Below are 22,285 nucleotides of genomic sequence, written 5' to 3'. Positions count from 1 at the left end.
TCGCCTCATTTCACCTTAGGAGTACTGCAATGGACCATCCAACCCGCACGCTGAATGGGCTCGGCCAGAGCCTGTGGCTGGATAACATCACGCGAAGCATGCTGGGGGACGGCACCTTGCTCGGCTACCGCGAGCAGAAGAACGTCACCGGCCTCACGTCCAATCCCACCATTTTCGCCCAGGCAATCAAGGCCGGTAAGGACTATGACGCGTCGATCCGCGCCGCCGGACAGGTGGAGCCGGAGACGGCGTTCTTCGGGCTGGCCATCGACGATCTGCGCCGCGCCGCGGCGATTTTCGAACCGGTCTACCAGCACACGCACGGCGTGGACGGCTGGGTCTCGCTGGAAGTGTCGCCGCTGCTGGCCAACGACACCTCGCGCACCATCGAGCAGGCAGTGGCGCTGCACAAGCAGGCGTCAGTGCGCAATCTTTTCATCAAGGTGCCGGGCACGCCCGCCGGTGTCGGCGCGATCGAAGAGCTGATCTTCCGTGGCGTGCCGATCAACGTCACTCTGCTGTTCTCGGCCGAGCAATATCAGGCCGCCGCCGACGCCTGGCTGCGTGGCCTGGAACGCCGCCATGCAGCGGGGCTGGATTTGGATGTGGCCTCGGTCGCCTCGGTATTCATCAGCCGCTGGGACGTGAAGGTGGCCGACAAGGTGCCGGCCGACCTGCAAAACAAGCTCGGCTTCGCCGTGTGCGGACAGATCTACGCCAAGTACCGCCAGTTGCTGGATTCCCCGCGTTTGCAGCGTCTGCAGAATGCCGGCGCGCGCGTACAGCGCCTGCTCTGGGCCAGCACTGGCACCAAGGATCCGAAAGCCAGCGATGTGATGTACATCGAAAACCTGATCGCCCCGCTGACCGTCAACACCATGCCCGAGAAAACGCTGCTGGCGTTCGCTGACCATGGCAAGGCCGAGCAGCTGATGGCCCTGGGCGGCGACGATGTGGACAGCACGCTGGCCCGCTTCGAAGCCGCCGGCATCCAGGTGGAGCCGCTGGCGCAGACGCTGCAGGAAGAGGGCGCCGAGGCTTTCGTCAAATCCTGGCGCGAATTGCTCGACACCATCGGCGAGCGCGTGAGGGCCACCGCATGAGCGCCTTGCGCGAGAAAGCAGCATGGCGCGCATTAGAAGCACATCAACCGGAACTCGCCGCACAGCATCTGCGGGATCTGTTCAAGACCGATCCAGGCCGCGCCGAGCGTTATCGCGCTGACGCGGCGGGCTGGAAGTTCGACTATTCGCGCCACCGCGTCAACGACCAGACGCTGCAACATCTGTTTGCACTGGCCCGCGAATGCGGCGTGGAAGCCCGGCGCGATGCGATGTTCGCCGGCGAAAAGGTCAATGTCACCGAGCAGCGAGCGGCACTGCATATCGCGCTGCGCGCGCCGGCGCGCAAGGTGATCAAGGTCGACGGCGTCAACGTCGTGCCGGAAGTGCACGACGTGCTCAAGCGCATGGCCACGTTCGCCAATGCGATCCGCGCCGGCAGCTGGCTGGGCTTCAGCGGCAAGCCGATCCGCAACATCGTCAATGTAGGCATCGGCGGCTCCGACCTGGGGCCGGTGATGGCCTATGAGGCCCTGCGCCACTACAGCGATCGCAAGCTGCAGCTACGCTTCGTCTCCAATGTGGATTACACCGATTTCGCCGAAGCGGTGCACGATCTTCGCCCGGACGAAACGCTTTTCATCATTGCTTCCAAGACCTTCACCACGCTGGAGACGATGACCAACGCGCACAGCGCGCGCGATTGGCTGATGGCGGCGGCTGGCGGCGACAAGAAGGCGGTGGCCAAGCATTTTGTCGCGCTCTCCACTAACGAAAAGGCCGTGGAAGAATTCGGCATCTCCACCGAGCAGATGTACGGCTTCTGGGATTGGGTGGGCGGCCGCTACTCGATGGATTCGTCGATCGGCTTATCGACCATGATTGCGCTGGGTCCGGATGCCTTCGGCGAAATGCTCGCCGGCTTCCACGCCATGGACGAGCACTTCCGTACCGCGCCGCTGGAGCGCAATCTGCCGGTGCTGATGGGCCTGCTGGGCGTGTGGTACACCGACTTCTTCGGTGCTGAAACGCAGGCCGTGCTGCCCTACGAGCAATATCTGAAACGCTTCCCGGCGTACCTGCAGCAGCTCACCATGGAGTCGAACGGCAAGCATGTCACGCTGGACGGTAGCGCCGTGGACTACCAGACCGGCCCGGTCTATTGGGGCGAGCCGGGCACCAACGGACAACATTCGTTCTATCAGCTGATCCACCAGGGCACGCGCCTGATTCCGTGCGACTTTGTCGGCTTCGCGCAGTCCTTGAATCCGTCCGGACGCCATCACGACTTGCTGATCGCCAACGTGATCGCACAGGCCGAGGCACTGGCCTTCGGCAAGACGCTGGAGCAGGTCAAGGCCGAAGGCATCAGCGACGAGCTGGCACCGCATCGCGTCTTCGAAGGCAATCGCCCTTCCAGCCTGCTGCTTGCCGATCGCCTCACGCCGACGGCACTAGGCAGCCTGATTGCCCTGTACGAGCACAGCGTGTTTACGCAGGCGGCGATCTGGCATATCAATCCGTTCGATCAGTGGGGCGTGGAGCTTGGCAAGCAGCTGGCGCTGCGCGTGGTGGAAGAGATCGAGTCGCCGCGCAAGCCACTCAATCACGACAGCGCCACCAATGCCACCATTGCCTGGTATCGCAAGGCGCGCCACAAAACGGCCAAGGACGATGCGGCGGCGCCCGCTGCCAAGTCGTCCGCACAGCGGGTGCTGGTGATCGATATCGGCGGCAGTCACGTCAAGGCAATGCTCAGCGGCAATCCGCGCGAAGTGGAGATCAAGTCCGATCGCACGCTTACGCCGGAGTCCATGATCAAGCAGTTGAAGCCGGCCATCCGCAGCTGGAAATACAGCGCGGTAAGCATTGGTTATCCCGGCCCGCTGTTGCACGAGCGCATCGCGCGCGATCCCTACAATCTGGGCAAGGGCTGGGTGGGTTTCGATTTCGCCAAGGCGCTGGGCTGCCCGGTGAAGCTCATCAACGACGCCGCCATGCAGGCACTGGGCAGCTATGAGGGCGGCCGCATGCTGTTCCTCGGCCTGGGTACCGGGCTCGGCACCGCTTTTATCGTCGATGGCCTGATCGAGCCGATGGAGCTGGCGCATCTGCCTTACAAGAAGGGCACGTTCGAAGACTATGTCGGCGCGCGTGGCCTGAAGAAATTCGGCAAGAAGAAGTGGCACGCCAACGTGGTCGATGTAATCAAGCATTTCCAGGCCGCATTGGAGCCGGACTACATCGTGCTCGGCGGTGGCAACGTGCGGCATCTGCTGGAGCTGCCGGAAGGCGTGCGCCGTGGTGACAATCACAATGCCTTCGCCGGTGGATTCCGTTTGTGGGAGAACAAGACATGAGTGCAGGAAAAGCGCAGCAGACGCTGCAACTCGGCTTTGTCGGGCTGGGCCGCATGGGGCTGAACATGGTTCGCCGCATGCAGCAGGCCGGCATCGATTGCGTGGTTTTCGACACCAATCTCGATGCGCGCAAAGAAGCGGCCAGCTATGGCGCGACGGCGGCGCAGTCGATCCAGGATCTGGCCGAAAAGCTGGAAGGCCCGCGCGCCGTATGGTTGATGCTGCCCACGGCGGTGGTGGATGCCGTACTCGATCAGCTGGTGCCGTTGCTGGCTGCCGGCGATACGGTGATCGATGGCGGCAATTCGCACTACGTGGAAGATCTGCGCCGCGCGGCGGAACTCGGCAAGCATCAGATCATGTATGTCGATGTGGGCGTCAGCGGTGGCGTATGGGGACGCGAACGCGGCTATTGCCAGATGATCGGCGGCCCCGAGCAGGCTTATCAACGGCTGGAACCTGCATTTGCAGCGTTGGCGCCGGGCTTTGACGCGGCACCGCGCAGTGCCAGCCGCAGCGGCGATCCGACGCCGGCCGAAAAGGGTTATCTCTACTGCGGTCAAAGCGGTGCCGGCCATTTTGTGAAGATGGTGCACAACGGCATCGAATACGGCTTGATGGCGGCGTATGCCGAAGGCCTTAACGTGCTGAAGAACGCCAATGCCGGCAAGCAGAAGCGCAATGCCGACGCCGAGACCTCGCCGCTGGAGCGGCCGGAGCTTTATCAGTACGACTTTCCGGTCGGCGACATCGTGGAGCTGTGGCGCCGCGGCAGCGTGGTCGGTTCGTGGCTGCTCGACCTTACCGCTGACGAGCTGAGCCGCGATGCCTCGTTGAAGGATTACACCGGCCGCGTGTCCGATTCCGGTGAGGGCCGCTGGACGGCGCAGGCGGCGATCGACGAGGGCGTACCCGTGCCGGTGCTTACGGCGGCGCTGTTCGGCCGCTTCACCTCGCAAGGCAACGAGTTGTACGCCAACAAGGTGATGTCCGCCATGCGCCATGCATTCGGTGGCCATCACGAGATCAAGACCGACAACAAGGATTGATCGATGACGGCCACCACGCTTGTAATCCTGGGCGCCAGCGGTGATCTCACCCAGCGCCTGCTGATGCCGGCCTTGTTCCGACTGCATCTGCTGGGCCTGACACCGGAGCTGCGTATCGTGGGCTATGCCAAGGAGGCATGGACGCGCGAGCATTTCGAGCGGCATATCCAGAAGGCATTGCAGGCGTTTGCGGTGGACTACACGCCGGCGCAATGGAATCGCTTTCGCCGCCAGCTCGATTATGTGGGCGGCGAACTGCAGGCCGATGAGCTGGCGGCGCTCAAGGATAAATTGAGCCCTTCCAGCATGTTCTACCTCGCGCTGCCGCCGCCGTTGTTCGGCGTGGCGGCCACGGCGCTGGGCGAGGCCGGTTTTTCCAAGAGTCCGCGCGGCGGCTGGCGCCGCCTGGTGGTGGAAAAGCCGTTCGGTACCGATCTCGAATCCGCCCGTGCGCTGCGCGAGCAGATGCATGCGTATTGGGAAGAAGAACAGATCCTGCGCATCGATCACTTCCTGGGCAAGGAAACCACCCAGAACCTGATGGTGTTCCGCTTCGCCAATCGCTTCCTCGAGCCGCTCTGGAATACCCAGCACATTGCGCAGGTGCAGATTACTTACGCCGAAACGCTGGGTGTCGAACAGCGCGCGGCTTATTACGACAAAGCGGGCGCGCTGCGCGACATGCTGCAGAACCATCTGATGCAGTTGTTCAGCCTCGCTGCGATGGAGCCGCCTTCGAGCTGGGATGCCGAGGTGCTGCGCGATCACAAGGTGGAAGTGCTGCGTTCGGTAATTCCCATCACCAGTCGTACCGTCGACGAGCACGCAGTGCGCGGGCAGTACCGGGCCGGCAAGCTGGGGCGCAAAAAACTGATCGGCTACCGCAGCGAACCCGGTATCAAGCGCGGCTCCAATACGGAGACGTTTGCCGCACTGAGGCTTGAAGTAGATAACTGGCGCTGGCACGGCGTGCCGTTCTATCTGCGCAGCGGCAAACGCCTGGCCACCAATTACTCCGAAATCGCGGTGCAGTTTCGCGAAGTGCCGGGGCCGATTCCGCACGCCGTGCATGCGGGCAACAACTGGATGATTTTCCGCATCCGCCCGGTCGAGCGCATGGATCTGCTGGTCACTGCCAAGCAGCCGGGCGTAAAGCTGGCGGGGCGTCCGGTGACGCTGACGGCGCCTTATGCCACGCCGGACGATCGCGAGTTTTCCGCCTATGAGCAGTTGCTGCTGGATGCGCTAGGCGGCGATCGCTCCAACTTCCTGCGTTTCGACGAGGTGGAATGGGCCTGGCGCGTGCTGACGCCGGTGCTGGAGGCATGGGAGAAAGGCACGCCCGATTTCTACGCCTCCGGTTCCGAAGGGCCGGCGACGCAGGCGCGGCTGCTTGATCCCGATCATCAATGGCGCTCGATCGCACGCAATGGCGACGACTGAGTAACGCCGGTGCCGCGGCGATCGCTGCGGCACCGCGAGAGGCGGCAGTACAATAGCCGCATGCATATCTTCAAAGTGTTCCAGATCGAAGCCGCGCACCGGCTTCCCAATGTGCCGGCCGGCCACAAGTGCGCGCGGCTGCATGGCCATTCGTTCCGTATCGAAATCCATCTGCGCGGCGAGCCGGATCCCGCACTGGGCTGGGTGATGGATTTCGCCGACGTAAAAGCCGCCTTCGCGCCGCTCTACGAACAGCTCGACCACCGCTATCTCAACGATATCGAAGGGCTGGAAAACCCCACCAGCGAAATGCTCGCCCGCTGGATCTGGCGGCGCCTGGAGCCGGCCCTGCCGGGGCTGGACAAAGTAGTGGTGCACGAGACCTGCACATCGGGTGCGGCCTGCACCCGGGATAGCTTTTGACGCGCCGCAAGATTAATCGATCTGTCACCAACCGGCTGTGTTTGTTGAAGATTTTGTGACATATCGCTTTTTTAACAAAAAAGATATTGCAGTGCACAAAATCCCCTGTTAGGCTTTGTCCCACTCTCCCATCTCCCTGTCGAGGGACAACGCCATGACTCAGCAACTGAACAACCAGATCTTTGCCTACGCCAAGCAGCTGTCGGACAACGCCTTCAAGGCGCACGCCCTGACCATCAAGGGTCTGGAGCAGGTTGCCGAACTGCAGCTGGCTGCGTTCGAAAAGCAGACCCAGGCGACGGCCGATTTCATTGCCCAGGCGGCTGAAGTGCGCGATATCGACGCTCTGCGCGGCCTGTGGGAAAAGGGCACCTCGCTGAGCCGCGAGCAGGCTGAGCACGCTGTGGCCGTGACCAAGGAAGTGGTCGCCGTGACCCAGAAGACCGCCGAATCCCTCAATGCGCTCCTGCAGGAGCAGCAGAAGGCTGCCAACGAAGCCGTGGCCGCCCCGGTTGCCGCCATCAAGAAAGCCGCCACCGGCAAGTAATCGTCTTCCCGCGTATCGCGACTCCCCTTGCGATATGCCTTGGGCCGGACCGCTGTGTCCGGCCTTTTTCTGTCCGCACGGCCCCCCGTGAGGCGGCGTGTCGCAGCAAGCTCGGCTTGCTGGGCCAAAAGTCACGCTGATATAATTTTCCGGATTGGATCGTGACCCGTGGCGTGTTTACGCCTGGTGCGCAACCGCGGGAACCTCACGTGCTCAACAGTCTTGCTTCCGGTCGACGTCTCGCCCTGCGATTGCTGCTATGGCAGCTATTTGCGGCGTTCAGCGTGGGCCTCGTTTTCGCGCTGGAGGGTCGGCGCGAGGCGATAGCGGCAGCGGCGGGAGCGACGGTCGTGGCGTTGGGTACCGCGCTGCTGTCGGTGAGGGTCTTCAGTCAGGTAAGCGGTGCCGGCCTGGCGCTGGGACGCTTCCTGACGGGCATGATCCTGAAATGGATGGTGATCATCGGGGGGATGATCGCGATCATGTTTCAATACAAATTGCCGCCGCTAGCCGCCATTACGGGGCTGGTGGTGGCTTACGCGGTTAATCTGCTGGCGTTCAGATTCAAGGGTTAAGAGATGGCAAGCGAGCCGCAGGGCGGTCTTTCCGAATACATCACGCATCACCTCACGCACTTCAAGCCGGTGCGCATGAGCCCGGGAGGCTTCTGGTCGGTGCATATCGACTCGCTGACCGTCTCGCTGCTGCTGGGCGTGGTGTTCTGTCTGTGGTTCTGGTCCTTGTCGCGCAAGGCCACCTCGGGCGTGCCCAGCAAGGGGCAGGCCTTTGTCGAACTGATCCTCGAGTTCGTCGATGGCCAGGTGAAGGACGTGTTCCACGGCGACCGCAGCTTCCTGGGCCCGCTGGCGCTGACGGTGTTCATGTGGGTGTTCCTGATGAACGCCATGGACCTGCTGCCGGTGGACCTGGTGCCGCTGATCACGCACGCGGCGGGCGCAGGCCACTTCCGTGCGGTGCCGACTGCCGACCTCAACCTCACCTTCGCCATGTCGATCACGGTGCTGGTGCTGGTGATCTTCTACAGCTTCAAGGCCAAGGGCTTCGGCGGCTACATGCACGAGCTCTTCACCTCGCCGTTCGGTTCGAACCCGCTGCTGTGGATTCCCAATTTCGTGCTGAACATCGTCGAGCTGGCGTCAAAGCCGGTCAGCCTGTCGATGCGACTGTTCGGCAACATGTATGCCGGCGAGCTGGTGTTCATGCTCATCGCGGGCCTGTTCAGTGCCGGTAGCTGGGCGCTGTTCGGCATGGGCATCATTGGCTACACGGTATGGGAAATCTTCCATATCCTGATCATTTCGATCCAGGCCTTCATCTTCATGGTGCTCACCATCGTCTATATCTCGATGGCTCACGACCACCATTGATTCATCCGCTTTCCCTTCATTAGAACAACTGCTTTTCTTTTCTCGAGGAGATCACCGTGGAACTAGTCGCTCACCTTGCCCAAGTCCAGGGCTTCACCGCCATCGCGCTCGGCCTGATCATCGGTTTCGGTGCACTTGGCGCCTGTATCGGCATCGGCATCATGGGCTCGAAGTTCCTCGAAGCCGCTGCTCGTCAGCCTGAGCTGGTCCCGCTGCTGCAGGGCCGCATGTTCCTGCTGGCCGGCCTGATCGACGCGGCCTTCCTGATCGGCGTGGCGCTGGCGATGTTCTTCGCGTTCGCCAACCCGCTGCTGGGTGCGCTGCACACCGCTGGCGGTTAATCCGCTGGCCTCAGGGCCATCGCCGGTGCGGCCGTCCTTGAGCGGCCGCATCCTCTAGCAATCGACACGTACAGGTATCGCAGCGATGTTGGATTTCAACGCAACCTTGATCGGCGAAATGATCGCCTTCGCCATCCTGATCTGGTTTTGCGTCCACTTCATCTGGCCCAATGTCACCAAGGCCATCGAAGAGCGCCAGCTGAAAATCGCTGATGGCCTCAATGCCGCCGAGCGCGCGCACGCCGAACTGAAGGACGCCGACAGCAAAGTGGCGGCCGAGATCAAGCAGGCACGCCAGCAGGCAACCGAAATCATCGACCGTGCGCAGCAGCAGGCCAACCAGATTCTGGACAAGGCCCGCGCTGATGCAGTCGCCGAGATCAATCGCCTGAAGGCGAATGCGCAGGACGATATCGCTTCGATGGCGCAGCGCGCCCGCGAAGAGCTGCGCGAACGCGTCGGCGCCCTGGCAGTGCAGGGTGCGTCGAAGATCGTGCAGCGCGAAATCGATCCGGCCACGCACAAGGCGATGCTCGACCAGCTCGCTGCCGAGATCTGATCGATGGCAGCCCAGGCAATCACGCTCGCCCGCCCCTACGCCCGCGCCGCTTTCGAGCTGGCGCAGGCGGAAGGCCAATTCGCCGCCTGGTCGCAGGCGCTGGCGTTCGCCGCGGAAGTGGCGAAGGACCCGCGCGTGGCCGCGCTCAGCATCGATCCGCGCGTGCAGCCCGCCCAGCTGGTGGGTCTGCATCTGCCGCAGGGCATGCAGGCCGACAGCACCTTCGGCAAGTTCCTGGCGGAGCTGGCCGAGAAGCGCCGCATGACGCTGTTGCCGGAAATCGGTGCGCTGTATGAAACCTATAAGCGCGACGCCGAGTCCCTGCTGCTGGTGAAGGTCACCAGCGCGATGGCTTTGGACGCTGCGCAGGCCGAAGAGCTCAAGGCATCGCTGAAGCGCCGCTTCAAGCGCGAGATCGAACTGGAAACCCAGGTCGACCCCTCGCTGCTCGGCGGTGTGGTGATCGATACCGGCAGCGAAGTGATCGACGGCTCCGCCCGCGGTCGCCTGCAGCGCCTGGCATCGGCCCTTACGAATTAAGCATACACATTCAGGATCACGACCATGTCCAGCACCACTCTGAACCCGTCCGAGATCAGCGAACTGATCAAGAACCGCATCGAGCAGTTCAAGCTCGGCGCGGAAGCCCGCAACGAGGGCACGATCATCAGCGTGTCTGACGGCATCGTGCGCATCCACGGCCTGGCCGACGTGATGCAGGGCGAAATGATCGAACTGCCGGGCAACGCGTTTGCGCTGGCGCTGAACCTGGAACGCGATTCCGTCGGCGCCGTGGTGCTGGGCGAATACCAGCATCTGCGCGAAGGCGACACCGCCAAGACCACCGGCCGCATCCTCGAGGTGCCGGTCGGTCCGGAAATGCTCGGCCGCGTGGTGGATTCGCTGGGCAACCCAATCGACGGCAAGGGCCCGATCAGCGCCAAGCTCACCTCGCCGATCGAAAAGGTCGCGCCGGGCGTGGTGTGGCGTAAGTCGGTCGACCAGCCGGTGCAGACCGGCTACAAGTCGGTCGACTCGATGATCCCGATCGGCCGCGGCCAGCGCGAGCTGATCATCGGCGACCGCCAGACCGGCAAGACCGCCCTGGCCGTCGACGCCATCATCAACAACAAAGATTCCGGCATTAAGTGTATCTACGTCGCCATCGGCCAGAAGCGTTCGTCGATCGCCAACGTGGTGCGCAAGCTGGAAGAGAACGGCGCGCTGGCCAACACCATCGTGGTGGTTGCTTCCGCCTCCGAATCGGCCGCGCTGCAGTACATCGCGCCGTACTCCGGCTGCGCCATGGGCGAATACTTCCGCGACCGCGGCGAAGACGCGCTGATCATCTATGACGATCTGTCCAAGCAGGCCGTGGCCTACCGCCAGATCTCGCTGCTGCTGAAGCGCCCGCCGGGCCGCGAAGCGTATCCGGGCGACGTGTTCTATCTGCACTCGCGCCTGTTGGAACGCGCCGCGCGCGTGTCCGAAGAATACGTAGAGAAGTTCACCAACGGCGAAGTGAAGGGCAAGACCGGTTCGCTCACTGCGCTGCCGATCATCGAAACCCAGGCCGGCGACGTGTCTGCGTTCGTGCCGACCAACGTGATCTCGATCACCGATGGCCAGATCTTCCTGGAAACCGACCTGTTCAACGCCGGTATCCGTCCGGCCGTGAACGCCGGTATCTCGGTGTCGCGCGTGGGCGGTTCGGCCCAGACCAAGATCGTGAAGAAGCTCTCCGGCGGCGTGAAGCTGGCGCTGGCGCAGTACCGCGAGCTGGCTGCGTTCGCGCAGTTCGCCTCGGATCTCGACCCGGCCACCCGCGCCCAGCTCGATCGTGGCCAGCGCGTCACCGAGCTGATGAAGCAGAAGCAGTACGCGCCGCTGTCGATCGCCGAACTGGCTTTGTCCGTGTACGCCGCTGAAAAGGGCTACCTGGACGACCTGCCGGTGAACAAGGTGCTGCCGTTCGAAAAGGGACTGCACGCCTTCTTCCACCAGAACCAGGGCGAGCTGATGAAGAAGATCGTGGCCACCGGTGACTGGAACAACGACATCGAAGCCGTCTTCAAGTCCGGTCTCGACGAGTACAAGAAGACCGGCAGCTGGTAAGCAGCAGGGTGTGCCGTCGTTCGCGAGGAACGATGGCACCGTACGCCGGCCGACATTCCGGCCCGGCATAGACCCAACAGGTTGAGGCAAACGTGGCAAGCGGACGCGAAATCAAAACCAAGATCAAGAGCACGCAGAACATGCGCAAGGTGACGCGCGCGCTCGAAATGGTCTCGGCCTCCAAGATCCGCAAGGCGCAGGATCTGATGAAGGCATCGCGCCCCTATGCGCGTGCCATGCGCAAGGTGATCGCGCACGTCGCCCAGGCCAGCACCGATTTCAGCCATCCGTTCCTGATCGAGCGCACCGACATCGCGCGGGTCGGTTTCGTGGTGGTCAGCACCGACCGCGGTCTTTGCGGCGGCCTCAACTCCAACCTGTTCCGCCGCCTGCTGCCCGTGATCCGCGAGTACCAGGACAAGGGTGTGCAGGTGGATGTGGTGGCGATCGGCCAGAAGGCTGTGCAGTTCTTCCGCCGCCTCAAGGGCGTGAACCTGATCGGCAGTGCCACCCACCTGGGCGAGCGCCCGAAGGTGGAGCAGCTGATCGGCGTGATCAAGGTGGTGCTGGACGCCTACATCGAAGGCAAGCTGGACCGCGTGTTCCTGGCCTACAACGACTTCGTCAACACCATGACGCAGAAGCCGTCGATCGACGCACTGCTGCCGTTGCCGGCAGTGGCCGCCGAGCTGGAAGCGCAGCACATTTCGGGCGCGGCGCTGGAGCAGTCGCACGACTGGGACTACATCTACGAACCCGATGCCGCCACCGTGCTCGAGCACGTGCTGGGTCGCTACATCGAGTCGGTGGTGTATCAGGGCGTGCTGGAAAATCTCGCCAGCGAACATGCCGCGCGCATGGTCGCGATGAAGTCCGCTTCGGACAACGCCACCAAGGTGATCGGCGAACTGACGCTCAGCTACAACAAGGCGCGCCAGGCAGCGATTACCCAGGAAATTTCCGAAATCGTCGGCGGCGCCGCGGCGGTATGAGTGCGGTCATCCAGGACCGCAACGATCAAAAAGCGGCCATCCGTGGCTGCACTATTCACTAAGAGCGACGCCCAGGCGGCGCTTTCGCAGTAAACCAGACACTTAAAGATCCATCCGGAGCACATCCATGAGTCAGGGCAAAGTTGTACAGATCATCGGCGCGGTTATCGACGTCGAGTTCGCACGCGATCAGGTGCCGCAGGTGTATGACGCGCTGAAGATCGACGGCACCGAGATCACGCTGGAAGTCCAGCAGGTACTCGGCGACGGCGTGGTGCGTACGATCGCCCTCGGCTCCACCGACGGTCTGAAGCGCGGCCTCGTGGCGCGCAACACCGGCGAAGGCATCAAGGTGCCGGTCGGCAAGGCCACCCTGGGCCGCATCATGGACGTGCTCGGCAACCCGATCGACGAAGTCGGTCCGATCGACGCGCAGGATTCCTGGGTCATCCACCGCGAAGCCCCGGCCTATGACGAGCAGGCGCTGGCCAACGAACTGCTGGAAACCGGCATCAAGGTGATCGACCTGGTGTGCCCGTTCGCCAAGGGCGGCAAGGTCGGCCTGTTCGGCGGCGCCGGCGTGGGCAAGACGGTGAACATGCTCGAGCTGATCAACAACATCGCCACCCAGCACTCGGGTCTGTCGGTGTTCGCCGGCGTGGGTGAGCGTACCCGCGAAGGCAACGACTTCTATCATGAAATGCAGGATGCCGGCGTGGTCAAGCTGGACAACCTGCCCGAGTCGAAAGTGGCGATGGTGTACGGCCAGATGAACGAGCCGCCGGGCAACCGTCTGCGCGTGGCGCTGACCGGCCTGACCATGGCCGAATACTTCCGCGACGAGAAGGACGAACACGGCAAGGGCCGCGACGTGCTGTTCTTCGTCGACAACATCTACCGCTACACGCTGGCCGGTACCGAAGTGTCCGCGCTGCTCGGCCGTATGCCGTCGGCGGTGGGCTACCAGCCGACGCTGGCCGAAGAAATGGGCGTGCTGCAGGAGCGCATCACCTCCACCAAGACCGGTTCGATCACCTCGATCCAGGCCGTGTACGTGCCCGCGGACGACCTGACCGACCCGTCGCCGGCCACCACCTTCGCGCACTTGGACTCCACCGTGACGCTGAGCCGCCAGATCGCCTCGCTCGGCATCTACCCGGCCGTGGATCCGCTGGATTCCACCAGCCGCCAGCTCGATCCGCAGGTGGTGGGCCAGGAGCACTACGACGTGGCCCGTCGCGTACAGGGCATGCTGCAGCGCTACAAGGAACTGAAGGACATCATCGCCATCCTCGGCATGGACGAACTGTCCGAGGAAGACAAGCAGGTGGTGTACCGCGCGCGTAAGTGCGAGCGCTTCTTCTCGCAGCCGTTCCACGTGGCCGAAGTGTTCACCGGCGCGCCCGGCAAGTACGTGACGCTGAAGGAAACCATCCGCGGCTTCAAGATGATCGTCGACGGTGAAGTGGACCATGTGCCGGAACAGGCGTTCTACATGGTTGGCGGCATCGACGAAGCCATCAAGAAGGCCGAGGACATGGGCGCCAAGAAGGCCGCCTGATCCCGGTCGCCATCGGAACCTGCACGCTCAGGCGGGCAGGTTCCGGCGAAACCGATAAATCCTTTCCGTCCATCCCATCGGACGAAGCGAGAAAGTTATGAGCACCATTCGTTGCGACATCGTCAGTGCCGAAGCCGAGATCTTTCACGGCGAAGCGGTGATGGTGGTTGCCACCGGCGAACTGGGCGAACTGGGCATCACGCCCCGCCACGCCCCGCTGATCACGCGTCTGAAGCCCGGTCATATCGACGTGGTGCTGCAGGGCGGCGAACGTCAGCAGTTCTACGTGTCCGGCGGCATCCTGGAAGTGCAGCCGCAGGTAGTGACCGTGCTGGCCGATACCGCTGTGCGCGCCGCCGACCTGGATGAAGCCGCCGCCCAGCGTGCCAAGAAGGAAGCCGAAGATGCGCTGGCCAGCCGTACCGACGCGGTCGAAGTGGCCGAAGCCCAGGCCAAGCTGGCCCAGGCGCTGGCCCAGCTGCAGGCGCTGGAGCGCTTGCGCAAGAACCTCAAGCACTAAGCCCGACGTGCTTGTTGCGAAACGCCGGTCTCGTGCCGGCGTTTTTGTTGGCGCGGCGGGGTGGTGGCGTAGCCGCGATGAACACGAAGTGATGGTCCAAGGCGGATATTTACCCTCCTGAACCGTAACGTTGCCGCGTCTTCGCCCGGACTGGCCGGCGCCCCAAGCAGACCCGGATGAGCGGCTATTCTTATGCCCTCATTCCCAGTCCAATGGTCTGCCATGAACCAGCTACCTCTGCACGTCATCGTTCTTGCCGCCGGTGAAGGCAAGCGGATGAAGTCGAAGAAGGCCAAGGTGCTGATGCCGTTGGCCGGGCGGCCCTTGCTGGGACATGTGCTGGCGACGGCGCGGGCGCTGCGGGCGCAAGCCATCCATGTGGTGTACGGCTTCCATGGCGATCAGGTGCTGGCGGCATTCGACGGCCAGCCGGATCTGCACTGGACCTTGCAGGCCGAGCAACTAGGTACCGGCCACGCGGTGGAGCAAGCCCTGCGCAACGTGCCCGACGAGGTGCAGGTGCTGGTGCTATACGGGGATGTGCCGCTCACCCGCCCCGAAACCTTGCAGCGCCTGGTAAAGGCCGAAAGCAGCGTGGCCATGCTGGCTACGCGCGTAGCTAATCCGCAGGGTTATGGCCGCGTCTTGCGCGACGGTAATGGCCTGGTGCGCGCGGTGGTCGAAGAAAAGGACGCCGACGATGCGCAGCGCGCGATCAACCTGATCAACACCGGCATTCTTGCCGCCGATGCAGCGTCGCTGAAGCGCTGGATCGCCCGCCTGGATCGCAACAACGCCCAGGGCGAGTATTACCTCACCGATATCTTCAAGCAGGCGGCCGCGGAGAATCATCCGGCGCAATGCGTTGAGTGCGAGGACCCGATGGAAGCGGCCGGCGCCAATACGCCCTGGCAGCTGACCGAACTCGAAGATGCATATCGCCTGCATGCGGCGCAGAAGCTGGCGCAGGACGGCGTACGCATGGCCGATCCGCGCCGCATCGATGTGCGTGGCGAAGTTACGGCGGCACGCGACGTGGATCTCGACATCGATGTGATTCTCGAAGGCGATGTGCAGCTGGGCGAGGATGTGCGTGTGGGCCCGTACGTGCGCCTGAAGAACGTGCAGCTGGCCGCCGGCACGGTGGTGCTGGCGCATTGCGATCTGGAGGGCGTGGTTACGCATGGTCCCTGCACCATCGGACCGTTCTCGCGCCTGCGTCCGGGCACCGAGCTGGCCGCCGGTGTGCATGTCGGCAACTTCGTTGAAATCAAGAAAACGCAAATCGGCGAAGGCAGCAAGGCCAATCACCTCACCTATCTCGGCGACACGGTAATCGGCCGCAGCGTCAACGTCGGTGCGGGCACCATCACCTGCAACTACGATGGCGTGAACAAGTTCGTCACCACCATCGGAGACGATGTGTTTATCGGTTCCAATTCGGCCTTGGTGGCGCCGGTCACGGTGGGGGACGGCGCGACCATCGGCGCCGGCTCGATCATCACCAAGGATGCGCCGGCCGGCGAACTCACCGTGGCGCGCGCGCGGCAGGCCACGCTTCCGGGCTGGAAGCGCCCGACCAAGCAACCGAAATAATCGCGCTGCAAACGCTGCGGCACCGCCGCAGCGTTATGCGTAGCGCCAGCCGTCGAGTTCGACCAGCAATTCGCTGCGGCAAACGTCGCCGTGCATCAGCAGCACCGGCACGCCGGGCAGCCGTTGCTGCAGGATGTCGCGCACGCGGCCCGCATCGGTGGCGTGACGCACATAGGCCTTGAGCGGGGAGTGCGTATCGAAGCCGGCCGGCATCCCGGCGCTGGTCAGCAGCGCTTCGAGATTGGTCAGGGTTTCGCTGAGCTGTGCTTCCACATTGCCCTCGTGGGCCGAGGCGTGTCCCACCACCGCGGCAGTGCCGGAGATGGCCAGCACGTCGCGCGCTGGCATCAGCATGGCGCGGGCGAATCCGGGCGAGGTACGGCCGTATTGGCGCGGATAACGCCAGGCACTGGTCTGGCGCGGATTCTCCACTGCCTGGCCGGCATCGAGGCTGGCCAACAGATAGATCTGCAGCGTCCGCTGGCGATCGTGGTGGCCGATCGCCGTGGCGGCAGGGAAGCCGGTGGCGAAGAAGTCGCCGAGTCCGGCCGCGCGGCCATCGCAGAACTGCTTGTAGCGTTCCGCATCGCCATCGCCGCGGTTGATGTCGCCGATGTAATTCCAGATGCGCAGCACATGGCGTTCGTTGCGTGTGCCCATGAACTGCCGCAGCGCTGCGTAAGCGTGGTGCGCGGCGTGCTCGATGCCGCCAGCCATCTGCTCATCAACCTCGATGGCGACGAACAGCCAGCCGCCACCGGCAGACCAGCGCACATCGTTCTGGCGGCCGCAAACGACTGGGGCATCGACTTGCCACAGCTCGATCGGCGCAGGGGCATCGAAGCTTTCCAGGGCAACTCGAAGCCAGCGGGGATCATCGTTGTCGGATGTGCCCGCACCGAATCCAAACGCTGCCAGGGTGCCTGACTCGGCCAGAGCAACTTCTGGCTGGGCCATGCGGTAGGTGATGTGCGGGGTACGCGACAGGCCTGAGCTGACCTGTAGGTTTTCGCCTGCCTGAGCCATGCTAGAGCCTGCTTATGATCTCTGCATAGCCCGCGTTGTCACGTTGGGCCGGGCAGGTGGTAGTGCGGGGCGCAGCGCTTGACTGGCTGTCAAGCCAAGCCGCGCGCTGCTGCTTGTCGGCTCCAACGTGGCAACCCGAAGGGCCACGCCTGTTTGCCTCTTGGGCGGCGTCCTCGCTCAGTTGTGTATCGACATACACGCCTTCGCTCCTCCTTGCCCAAGAGGTAAACAGGCGTGGCGCGGGCCGTGCAGAGATCATAAGCAGGCTCTCAACCGAGAACGACAAGACCCCTATGTTACACTGGCCGGCCGCTTCAGCCCTGGGGTTGGCAGCGCCAGCCGGAGCAACGAAACACGCATGCCCACGCAGACTGCCGCCGAACACGAACTGGCCACCCTGATCGTGGAAGCCCTCAATCTGGAGGGCATCGATCCGGCGCAGATCGACCCGCAGGCAGCGCTGTTCGGCGGTGAGCTGGGACTGGATTCCATCGATGCGTTGGAGATCGCCTTGGCGGTATCCAAGCGTTATGGCATGCAGCTGCGCTCGGACCATCCGGATAACCAGCGTATTTTCAGCAGTTTGCATGCCCTGTCCGCGCATATCGAGCAGGAGCGCACGGCCTGATTTCACCGCAGCTCGCGGTTCCAGGCGGCAAACTCTTGCGTTAAGCCGTCTGACAGGCGCGGTCGGCATCATTTTGCGGGTAACTACCCATCGGTGCCTTCACGTGGATCAGCCCAACTCGAGCGACAACCGCTATCGAACGGTGCTCTGCGTACCCCCGGAACACCCGTGCCTGCCCGGGCATTTCCCCGGCCAGCCGCTGGTGCCCGGCGTAGTCCTGCTGGAGCAGGTGGCCATCGCTCTGCGCAGCTGGCGCAACCAGCGCCTGGCCCGGGTTGTGGAGGCCAAGTTCGTCGCGCCGCTGTATCCGGGCGAGCAGGCCGAGCTGGAGCTGGGCGAACAGGCGGGGCGCATCCGTTTCGCAATTTCCCGTGACAGCCAACTGCTGGCGCGCGGCGTCGTGGAGGGCCAGGCATGAGCGCGCACTGGCAGCAGCAGCGCGAAGGCGGCAGCCGCGCTTCGATCAACTTCATGGTGAATACCGCTCTGCGCTGCGGCCGCGCTTTCATGCTGTGCTGCATGTATCCGATCGCGCTGTACTACTTCCTGCGCCGCGCCGCCGAGCGTCGCGCCTCGCGGGATTATCTGACGCGCTTGTTCGGCCGCCCGGCATCGGCGTGGCAGGTGCTCAGGCACATCCACTGCTTTTCCGTCACCATGCTCGATCGCATCTATCTGCTGGCGCATGGCGAGCAGGGTTTCGAGATCGAAGTAAGCGGGCTGGAACAGTTGCAGCAATGCATCGCGCAGGGCCGCGGGGTTTTGCTGGTGGGTTCGCACCAGGGCAGCTTCGAAGTGCTGCGTGCGCTCAGTGCGCGCTGTCCGGAAGTGCCGCTGCGCGTACTGCTGGACAAGCAGAAAACACCCGCCATCACCGAGTTGCTGGAGGCGCTTGCGCCGGAAGTGGGTGAAGCCGTTATCGATGTCTCGCAGGGCGGCACGGCGGTGACGCTTGCGGTGGCGGAAACCTGCAAGGCCGGTGGCATGGTGGCACTGCTGGCCGATCGCGGCCGTGCGCATGAGAGCTTGCGCCGGGTGCCGTTCCTGGGCGAAGCGGCGCCGTTTCCGATCGGTCCGTGGCTGCTGGCCAGTACGTTGCAGGTGCCGGTGGTGCTGTGCTTTGGCATGTATCGTGGCGGCCGCCGCTATGCGCTCAGCTTTGAGCTGTTCGCCGAACGCGTGGAGATTGCGCGCGATTCGCGGCACGAAATGCTGGACCAGGTCCTGCACCGCTATGCGCAGCGCCTGGAACATTACGCACGACTTGAACCCTACAACTGGTTCAACTTCTACGATTTCTGGCAACAGGACGAAGCCGCCACGATGGCGCCGCCGCATCCCCGCACGGTGCCCGAGGCATGACGCTGCCGCGGCTGGCGGACTGGTCCGAACGCATACCTCACGCCGGCACCATGCGTCTGCTGGACCAGGTGACGGCATGGGACGAGCGCAGCATCCATGCGTTGGCCGAGCGGCATGCGATGCACGATCATCCGCTGCAACACGGCATGCGGCTGCATGCCATCCATCTGGCCGAATACGGCGCTCAGGCGAGCGCGGTGCATGCTGCGCTGCTGGCGATGGAGCGCGGTGAGGACAAGGTGCAGGCGGGACGCCTGGTCAGCCTGCGCGATGTACAGCTGGCGGTGGAATATGTCGATCTTGCCGGTGGCGCACTCGATGTGCAGGCGCAGTGCCTGCTGGCCGATGAGCATGGTGCCCAGTACAGCTTCGCGATCGAACAGCATGGACGCCCGCTGGCGTCTGGCCGCGTAGCGGTGATCTATACCGCGCGCTGAGCGTTGTAGGCAGTGCGGTGGGAATAGCTGTCGTCGATCACCAGCGGCTGCGTGCGCGATCGGTTGTAGCTGGCGCGGATGCTGCCGTAATGGACGATGCGGCCGAGTGTATACATGGCGATGCGCACCGCATCCTTCACCGGGCTGAAGTGGCTCAGGCGAAACGTGTCTTCGTAGCGCGAGGCAATCGGCACCGACACGATGCCGAGCCCTTTTTCACGTGAGGCGGCAATCAGCACTGCGGCTTCGAACACGAAGTTCTCCGCATTCACCTCCACCAGATCCAGCGCACTGCGCGGATACCAGCGCTGCCCGCTTTGCGTATCGGCCACCGCTTGCGCGCAAGCCCAGGAAATACCCCAGTCGGCCAGGTCGTTGGCGCGGCGGCGCCCCTTCGGCTGCTGCTCGCGTTGCAGCAGGCGTGCGCCGATCACGATGTGGTCGGGAAAGCGCAGGCCGACATCGACCAGGCGCGGAATATCCTCGGCCAGATGCTGGCCATCGCCATCCATGCTCACCACCGCATCGAAACCCAGTCGCAATGCTTCGCGAAAGCCGGTGCGCAGCGCTTCGCCCTTGCCGCGCCGCGCGTCGTGGCGCAGCAGGATCACCGGCAGGGCGCTGACGATGTCGGGCGTGCGATCGTCGGATCCGTCGTCGATCACGATCACCGTAACGCCCAGGCGCAAAGCGGACTTCACCACGTGACGGATCGCCTTTTCCTCGTTGAGGCAAGGGATCAGCACACACCAGCGCACAGCATTCTTCACGTGGTTCTCTCCATCTGGACCAGCAATCCGCGCCGTTCGGACGCGGCCACCACACATTCGCCACCGCCGGCGGCCAGCATGGCCAGCACCGGCAGGCTGGCTGCGGAGGGGTTGTCACGCATCCATGTCGTGCAGGCCGGCGGCAGCGGTGCGTGCCGTGGCGCCTGGGCAACCCAGCTGAGCCGCAGCTGCGGCATCGCTTCGTCGGTGGCTGGCGAAAGTACCAGCGCCGCGCCGAACGCAAGCTGACAACCGATCAGCTCACCCAACGGCCCTACACCGGCGGTATCGCTGCATACCAGCAACACCGCGCACTGCCGAGTACATGCCTGTGTGGCGGCCTCGAGCAGTGCAGCGCCAAAGCTGGCGGTGCCGGCGCAGACGGCGCTTGATGGTGCATGGCAATCCGTGGCGATGGTCCAATAGCCGGCGGACGCGTTGTGTACGGAATTGTGGAAGCGAGTGGGTGAAAGTTCGGTGGGTACGTGCGCGAGTACACGACACATGTAATCCGTCGTGGCTTGATCGCCATAGGCGGAAGCGAACACGCAGGCCAGATCGCTGGCTGCGTGGCCGCTCATGTTCACCGCCTGTGAAGCAACTTCGATCGCCACCATCACACTTTCCGGCGCGCGCCGGCGTTCGTTGACCGACAAGGTTTCGGTGGGCGGCCGTGCTGCCGCTTCCGGCAGCGCTTCACCGGCCAGTACATGGCGCAGTGCCTCGAAATGGGTCGACAGCGGTGTCCACAGGCCGACGCCTTCCACTTGTACGCACAGTGCGCTCATGCCGCAGCACCGTCGGTTGTGCGTGCAAAGGCCAGGCATGCATTGCTGCCGCCGAAGCCGAAGGAATGACTGAGCGCAATTGCCAACGGACGCGATTCATTGCGCCACGCGAAGTGCGACGAGCAGGCCGGATCGGGTGTGTGCACACCTGTGTTGCCGGGCACCAGGCCTTCGCGCAAGGCGAGCAGGGTGATGGCGGCCTCGACGATGCCGGCTGCGCCGAGCGTGTGGCCGGTAAGTCCTTTGGTTGAGCTGACGCGCGTGCTGTGCGGAAACCGGCGCGCAATCAGCGCAGCCTCCATGGCGTCGTTCTTCTGGCTCGCCGTGCCATGCAGATTGATGTAGTCGACTTGCGTCGCGTCGATGCCGGCGCGATCCAATACATCGCGCAACGCCAATTCCGCGCCCATGCCGCTCGGATCGGGCGTGGACATGTGATGCGCATCGCTGGATTCGCCGCAGCCGAGCAGGCGCAGGCTTGCATGCGGATGTGCATCGAGTCGCTCCAGCAGTGCAAATCCGGCCGCTTCGCCAATGGAAATGCCGCGCCGCTGCGCATCGAACGGGCGGCAGGGTTCGGGCGATATAAGCTCCAGCGAATTGAAGCCGAACAGCACGCTATCGCACAGCGAATCGACCCCGCCGACCACGGCGGCATCCACCATGCCGAGCCGGATCAATCGTTCCGCGCTCGCAAACACTTTGGCGCTGGAGGAGCAGGCGGTGGAGATGGTCAGACAGGGGCCGTCGATCTCCAGCGCCGCGGCGACGAAGGCTGTCAGCGAATGCGGATTGTGGATGGCCCTGCGACGCAGGTCGGCCGGCAGACGGCCATTGTCTTCGAGGCGTCGATAACCGGCTTCGGTCGCAGCGATGCTGGCGGTGGAAGTGCCCAGCAACAGGGCAATGCGCGCCGATCCATAACGCTGTCGCGCTGCCTGCAGGTGGGACAGGAAATCATCCTGCTGCAAACCCAGCCAGGCCAGGCGGTTGTTGCGACAATCCCATTGGGCATAGGCGTCGGGCAGGGGCTGGGTTTCGATACCGTCGACGCGACCGATCCAGCACGGCAGCGCGGCGGTGCTGAAATCGTTGCGGCGCAGTCCGCTGCGTTGTTCTTGCAGAGCCTGCAGATGGGCATTCAGCCCGGCACCCACGGCCGAGGTGGCAGTGTATGCAGTGACGGCGAGCGGGGCGGATGTAACAGGCATGTCATGAGCCTAGCCAGCGGTCTGGGGCTTGCCTAGGTCTTGTCCCAAGGGGCGCAGGCGATCATTCACAGTCCGCGACGCCCCACCACCGCTTTATGTGAAGCCGGT

At 63.7% G+C, this 22,285-nt stretch carries 24 protein-coding genes; 20 read left to right on the top strand and 4 right to left on the bottom strand.

The features are described 5' to 3' along the window. The first annotated feature begins 29 nt into the window (after nt 1-29). The 16 genes from tal (at nt 30) to glmU (ending at nt 15,955) form a co-directional block, all read left to right on the top strand. Nucleotides 30-1,103: a transaldolase gene (gene tal / locus IGX34_RS04450; RefSeq protein ID WP_192554438.1), complete on the top strand. Its 1,074-nt coding sequence runs from the start codon at nt 30-32 to the stop codon at nt 1,101-1,103. After that, the gene (gene pgi / locus IGX34_RS04445) at nt 1,100-3,421 is read left to right on the top strand and encodes a glucose-6-phosphate isomerase (protein ID WP_192554437.1); all 2,322 of its coding nucleotides are present in this window, start codon (nt 1,100-1,102) and stop codon (nt 3,419-3,421) included. Before tal ends, pgi begins: the two co-directional genes overlap by 4 nt. Further along, nucleotides 3,418-4,470 (top strand): phosphogluconate dehydrogenase (NAD(+)-dependent, decarboxylating), encoded by a 1,053-nt coding sequence (gene gnd / locus IGX34_RS04440; RefSeq protein ID WP_225737167.1) that lies wholly within the window; start codon nt 3,418-3,420, stop codon nt 4,468-4,470. The genes pgi and gnd overlap by 4 nt, the downstream gene beginning before the upstream one ends. A 3-nt stretch (nt 4,471-4,473) precedes the next feature. Then, complete coding sequence (zwf, locus tag IGX34_RS04435; RefSeq protein ID WP_192554436.1) at nt 4,474-5,913, top strand: glucose-6-phosphate dehydrogenase; 1,440 nt, start codon at nt 4,474-4,476, stop codon at nt 5,911-5,913. A gap of 60 nt (nt 5,914-5,973) precedes the next feature. Continuing rightward, on the top strand, nt 5,974-6,336 hold the full coding sequence (queD, locus tag IGX34_RS04430) for a 6-carboxytetrahydropterin synthase QueD (protein ID WP_192554435.1): 363 nt from the start codon (nt 5,974-5,976) through the stop codon (nt 6,334-6,336). Nucleotides 6,337-6,490: 154 nt separating this feature from the next. Next, the gene (locus tag IGX34_RS04425; RefSeq protein ID WP_192554434.1) at nt 6,491-6,883 is read left to right on the top strand and encodes a phasin family protein; all 393 of its coding nucleotides are present in this window, start codon (nt 6,491-6,493) and stop codon (nt 6,881-6,883) included. A 209-nt stretch (nt 6,884-7,092) separates the two neighbouring features. Next, nucleotides 7,093-7,458, top strand: coding sequence for a hypothetical protein (locus IGX34_RS04420; RefSeq protein ID WP_192554433.1), 366 nt, complete (start codon nt 7,093-7,095; stop codon nt 7,456-7,458). A 3-nt stretch (nt 7,459-7,461) separates the two neighbouring features. After that, nucleotides 7,462-8,271, top strand: coding sequence for a F0F1 ATP synthase subunit A (atpB, locus tag IGX34_RS04415; RefSeq protein ID WP_192554432.1), 810 nt, complete (start codon nt 7,462-7,464; stop codon nt 8,269-8,271). 50 nt (nt 8,272-8,321) lie between these two features. Then, the gene (gene atpE, locus IGX34_RS04410) at nt 8,322-8,612 is read left to right on the top strand and encodes a F0F1 ATP synthase subunit C (RefSeq protein WP_338015414.1); all 291 of its coding nucleotides are present in this window, start codon (nt 8,322-8,324) and stop codon (nt 8,610-8,612) included. 88 nt (nt 8,613-8,700) lie between these two features. Further along, entirely contained in the window at nt 8,701-9,171 is a 471-nt protein-coding gene (locus IGX34_RS04405) for a F0F1 ATP synthase subunit B (RefSeq protein WP_192554522.1), read from the top strand. A gap of 3 nt (nt 9,172-9,174) precedes the next feature. Further along, complete coding sequence (locus IGX34_RS04400) at nt 9,175-9,711, top strand: F0F1 ATP synthase subunit delta (RefSeq protein ID WP_192554430.1); 537 nt, start codon at nt 9,175-9,177, stop codon at nt 9,709-9,711. 24 nt (nt 9,712-9,735) lie between these two features. Further along, complete coding sequence (atpA, locus tag IGX34_RS04395; protein ID WP_192554429.1) at nt 9,736-11,286, top strand: F0F1 ATP synthase subunit alpha; 1,551 nt, start codon at nt 9,736-9,738, stop codon at nt 11,284-11,286. A 92-nt stretch (nt 11,287-11,378) separates the two neighbouring features. Then, on the top strand, nt 11,379-12,278 hold the full coding sequence (gene atpG / locus IGX34_RS04390; RefSeq protein ID WP_192554428.1) for a F0F1 ATP synthase subunit gamma: 900 nt from the start codon (nt 11,379-11,381) through the stop codon (nt 12,276-12,278). 127 nt (nt 12,279-12,405) lie between these two features. Next, nucleotides 12,406-13,839, top strand: a complete 1,434-nt coding sequence (atpD, locus tag IGX34_RS04385) for a F0F1 ATP synthase subunit beta (protein WP_192554427.1) — start codon at nt 12,406-12,408, stop codon at nt 13,837-13,839. Nucleotides 13,840-13,936: 97 nt separating this feature from the next. After that, on the top strand, nt 13,937-14,359 hold the full coding sequence (locus IGX34_RS04380) for a F0F1 ATP synthase subunit epsilon (protein WP_192554426.1): 423 nt from the start codon (nt 13,937-13,939) through the stop codon (nt 14,357-14,359). 222 nt (nt 14,360-14,581) lie between these two features. Further along, nucleotides 14,582-15,955, top strand: coding sequence for a bifunctional UDP-N-acetylglucosamine diphosphorylase/glucosamine-1-phosphate N-acetyltransferase GlmU (gene glmU, locus IGX34_RS04375; protein WP_192554425.1), 1,374 nt, complete (start codon nt 14,582-14,584; stop codon nt 15,953-15,955). 33 nt (nt 15,956-15,988) lie between these two features. Here glmU and IGX34_RS04370 read toward each other — a convergent pair whose 3' ends face one another. Further along, nucleotides 15,989-16,981 (bottom strand): chorismate transformation FkbO/Hyg5 family protein, encoded by a 993-nt coding sequence (locus IGX34_RS04370; protein ID WP_425598769.1) that lies wholly within the window; start codon nt 16,979-16,981, stop codon nt 15,989-15,991. 358 nt (nt 16,982-17,339) lie between these two features. Between IGX34_RS04370 and IGX34_RS04365 the strand changes: the two genes are divergently transcribed. From IGX34_RS04365 to IGX34_RS04350, 4 genes are all read left to right on the top strand, one after another. After that, nucleotides 17,340-17,609, top strand: a complete 270-nt coding sequence (locus tag IGX34_RS04365; protein ID WP_192554424.1) for a phosphopantetheine-binding protein — start codon at nt 17,340-17,342, stop codon at nt 17,607-17,609. Between the two features lie 103 nt (nt 17,610-17,712). After that, nucleotides 17,713-18,027: an ApeI family dehydratase gene (locus IGX34_RS04360; RefSeq protein WP_338015408.1), complete on the top strand. Its 315-nt coding sequence runs from the start codon at nt 17,713-17,715 to the stop codon at nt 18,025-18,027. Next, complete coding sequence (locus tag IGX34_RS04355; protein ID WP_192554423.1) at nt 18,024-18,971, top strand: lysophospholipid acyltransferase family protein; 948 nt, start codon at nt 18,024-18,026, stop codon at nt 18,969-18,971. The genes IGX34_RS04360 and IGX34_RS04355 overlap by 4 nt, the downstream gene beginning before the upstream one ends. Further along, nucleotides 18,968-19,408, top strand: a complete 441-nt coding sequence (locus IGX34_RS04350) for a hotdog family protein (protein ID WP_192554422.1) — start codon at nt 18,968-18,970, stop codon at nt 19,406-19,408. Before IGX34_RS04355 ends, IGX34_RS04350 begins: the two co-directional genes overlap by 4 nt. On the opposite strand, the gene IGX34_RS04345 is transcribed toward IGX34_RS04350, so the two are convergent. The 3 genes from IGX34_RS04345 to IGX34_RS04335 are packed head-to-tail and all read right to left on the bottom strand — an operon-like array spanning nt 19,393 to nt 22,177. After that, entirely contained in the window at nt 19,393-20,178 is a 786-nt protein-coding gene (locus IGX34_RS04345; protein ID WP_338015407.1) for a glycosyltransferase family 2 protein, read from the bottom strand. The genes IGX34_RS04350 and IGX34_RS04345 overlap by 16 nt on opposite strands. Further along, complete coding sequence (locus IGX34_RS04340) at nt 20,175-20,966, bottom strand: beta-ketoacyl synthase chain length factor (protein WP_192554420.1); 792 nt, start codon at nt 20,964-20,966, stop codon at nt 20,175-20,177. Before IGX34_RS04340 ends, IGX34_RS04345 begins: the two co-directional genes overlap by 4 nt. Beyond that, nucleotides 20,963-22,177: a beta-ketoacyl-[acyl-carrier-protein] synthase family protein gene (locus IGX34_RS04335; RefSeq protein WP_192554419.1), complete on the bottom strand. Its 1,215-nt coding sequence runs from the start codon at nt 22,175-22,177 to the stop codon at nt 20,963-20,965. The genes IGX34_RS04340 and IGX34_RS04335 overlap by 4 nt, the downstream gene beginning before the upstream one ends. Between the last annotated feature and the right edge of the window lie 108 nt (nt 22,178-22,285).

Origin of the sequence: Dyella acidiphila, assembly GCF_014863405.1 — a bacterium.
Taxonomy (GTDB): domain Bacteria; phylum Pseudomonadota; class Gammaproteobacteria; order Xanthomonadales; family Rhodanobacteraceae; genus Dyella_B; species Dyella_B acidiphila.
This window is presented reverse-complemented; position numbering and strand designations above follow the sequence as displayed.

Coding starts and splice junctions, on each gene's coding strand:
- queD (WP_192554435.1), top strand. CDS start 5,974: ATGCATATCTTCAAAGTGTTCCAGATCGAAGCCGCGCACCGGCTTCCC.
- atpA (WP_192554429.1), top strand. CDS start 9,736: ATGTCCAGCACCACTCTGAACCCGTCCGAGATCAGCGAACTGATCAAG.
- IGX34_RS04350 (WP_192554422.1), top strand. CDS start 18,968: ATGACGCTGCCGCGGCTGGCGGACTGGTCCGAACGCATACCTCACGCC.
- IGX34_RS04340 (WP_192554420.1), bottom strand. CDS start 20,966: ATGAGCGCACTGTGCGTACAAGTGGAAGGCGTCGGCCTGTGGACACCG.
- IGX34_RS04400 (WP_192554430.1), top strand. CDS start 9,175: ATGGCAGCCCAGGCAATCACGCTCGCCCGCCCCTACGCCCGCGCCGCT.
- IGX34_RS04365 (WP_192554424.1), top strand. CDS start 17,340: ATGCCCACGCAGACTGCCGCCGAACACGAACTGGCCACCCTGATCGTG.
- zwf (WP_192554436.1), top strand. CDS start 4,474: ATGACGGCCACCACGCTTGTAATCCTGGGCGCCAGCGGTGATCTCACC.
- IGX34_RS04355 (WP_192554423.1), top strand. CDS start 18,024: ATGAGCGCGCACTGGCAGCAGCAGCGCGAAGGCGGCAGCCGCGCTTCG.
- IGX34_RS04425 (WP_192554434.1), top strand. CDS start 6,491: ATGACTCAGCAACTGAACAACCAGATCTTTGCCTACGCCAAGCAGCTG.
- IGX34_RS04370 (WP_425598769.1), bottom strand. CDS start 16,981: ATGGCTCAGGCAGGCGAAAACCTACAGGTCAGCTCAGGCCTGTCGCGT.
- glmU (WP_192554425.1), top strand. CDS start 14,582: ATGAACCAGCTACCTCTGCACGTCATCGTTCTTGCCGCCGGTGAAGGC.
- IGX34_RS04380 (WP_192554426.1), top strand. CDS start 13,937: ATGAGCACCATTCGTTGCGACATCGTCAGTGCCGAAGCCGAGATCTTT.
- tal (WP_192554438.1), top strand. CDS start 30: ATGGACCATCCAACCCGCACGCTGAATGGGCTCGGCCAGAGCCTGTGG.
- IGX34_RS04335 (WP_192554419.1), bottom strand. CDS start 22,177: ATGCCTGTTACATCCGCCCCGCTCGCCGTCACTGCATACACTGCCACC.
- pgi (WP_192554437.1), top strand. CDS start 1,100: ATGAGCGCCTTGCGCGAGAAAGCAGCATGGCGCGCATTAGAAGCACAT.
- gnd (WP_225737167.1), top strand. CDS start 3,418: ATGAGTGCAGGAAAAGCGCAGCAGACGCTGCAACTCGGCTTTGTCGGG.
- atpD (WP_192554427.1), top strand. CDS start 12,406: ATGAGTCAGGGCAAAGTTGTACAGATCATCGGCGCGGTTATCGACGTC.
- atpB (WP_192554432.1), top strand. CDS start 7,462: ATGGCAAGCGAGCCGCAGGGCGGTCTTTCCGAATACATCACGCATCAC.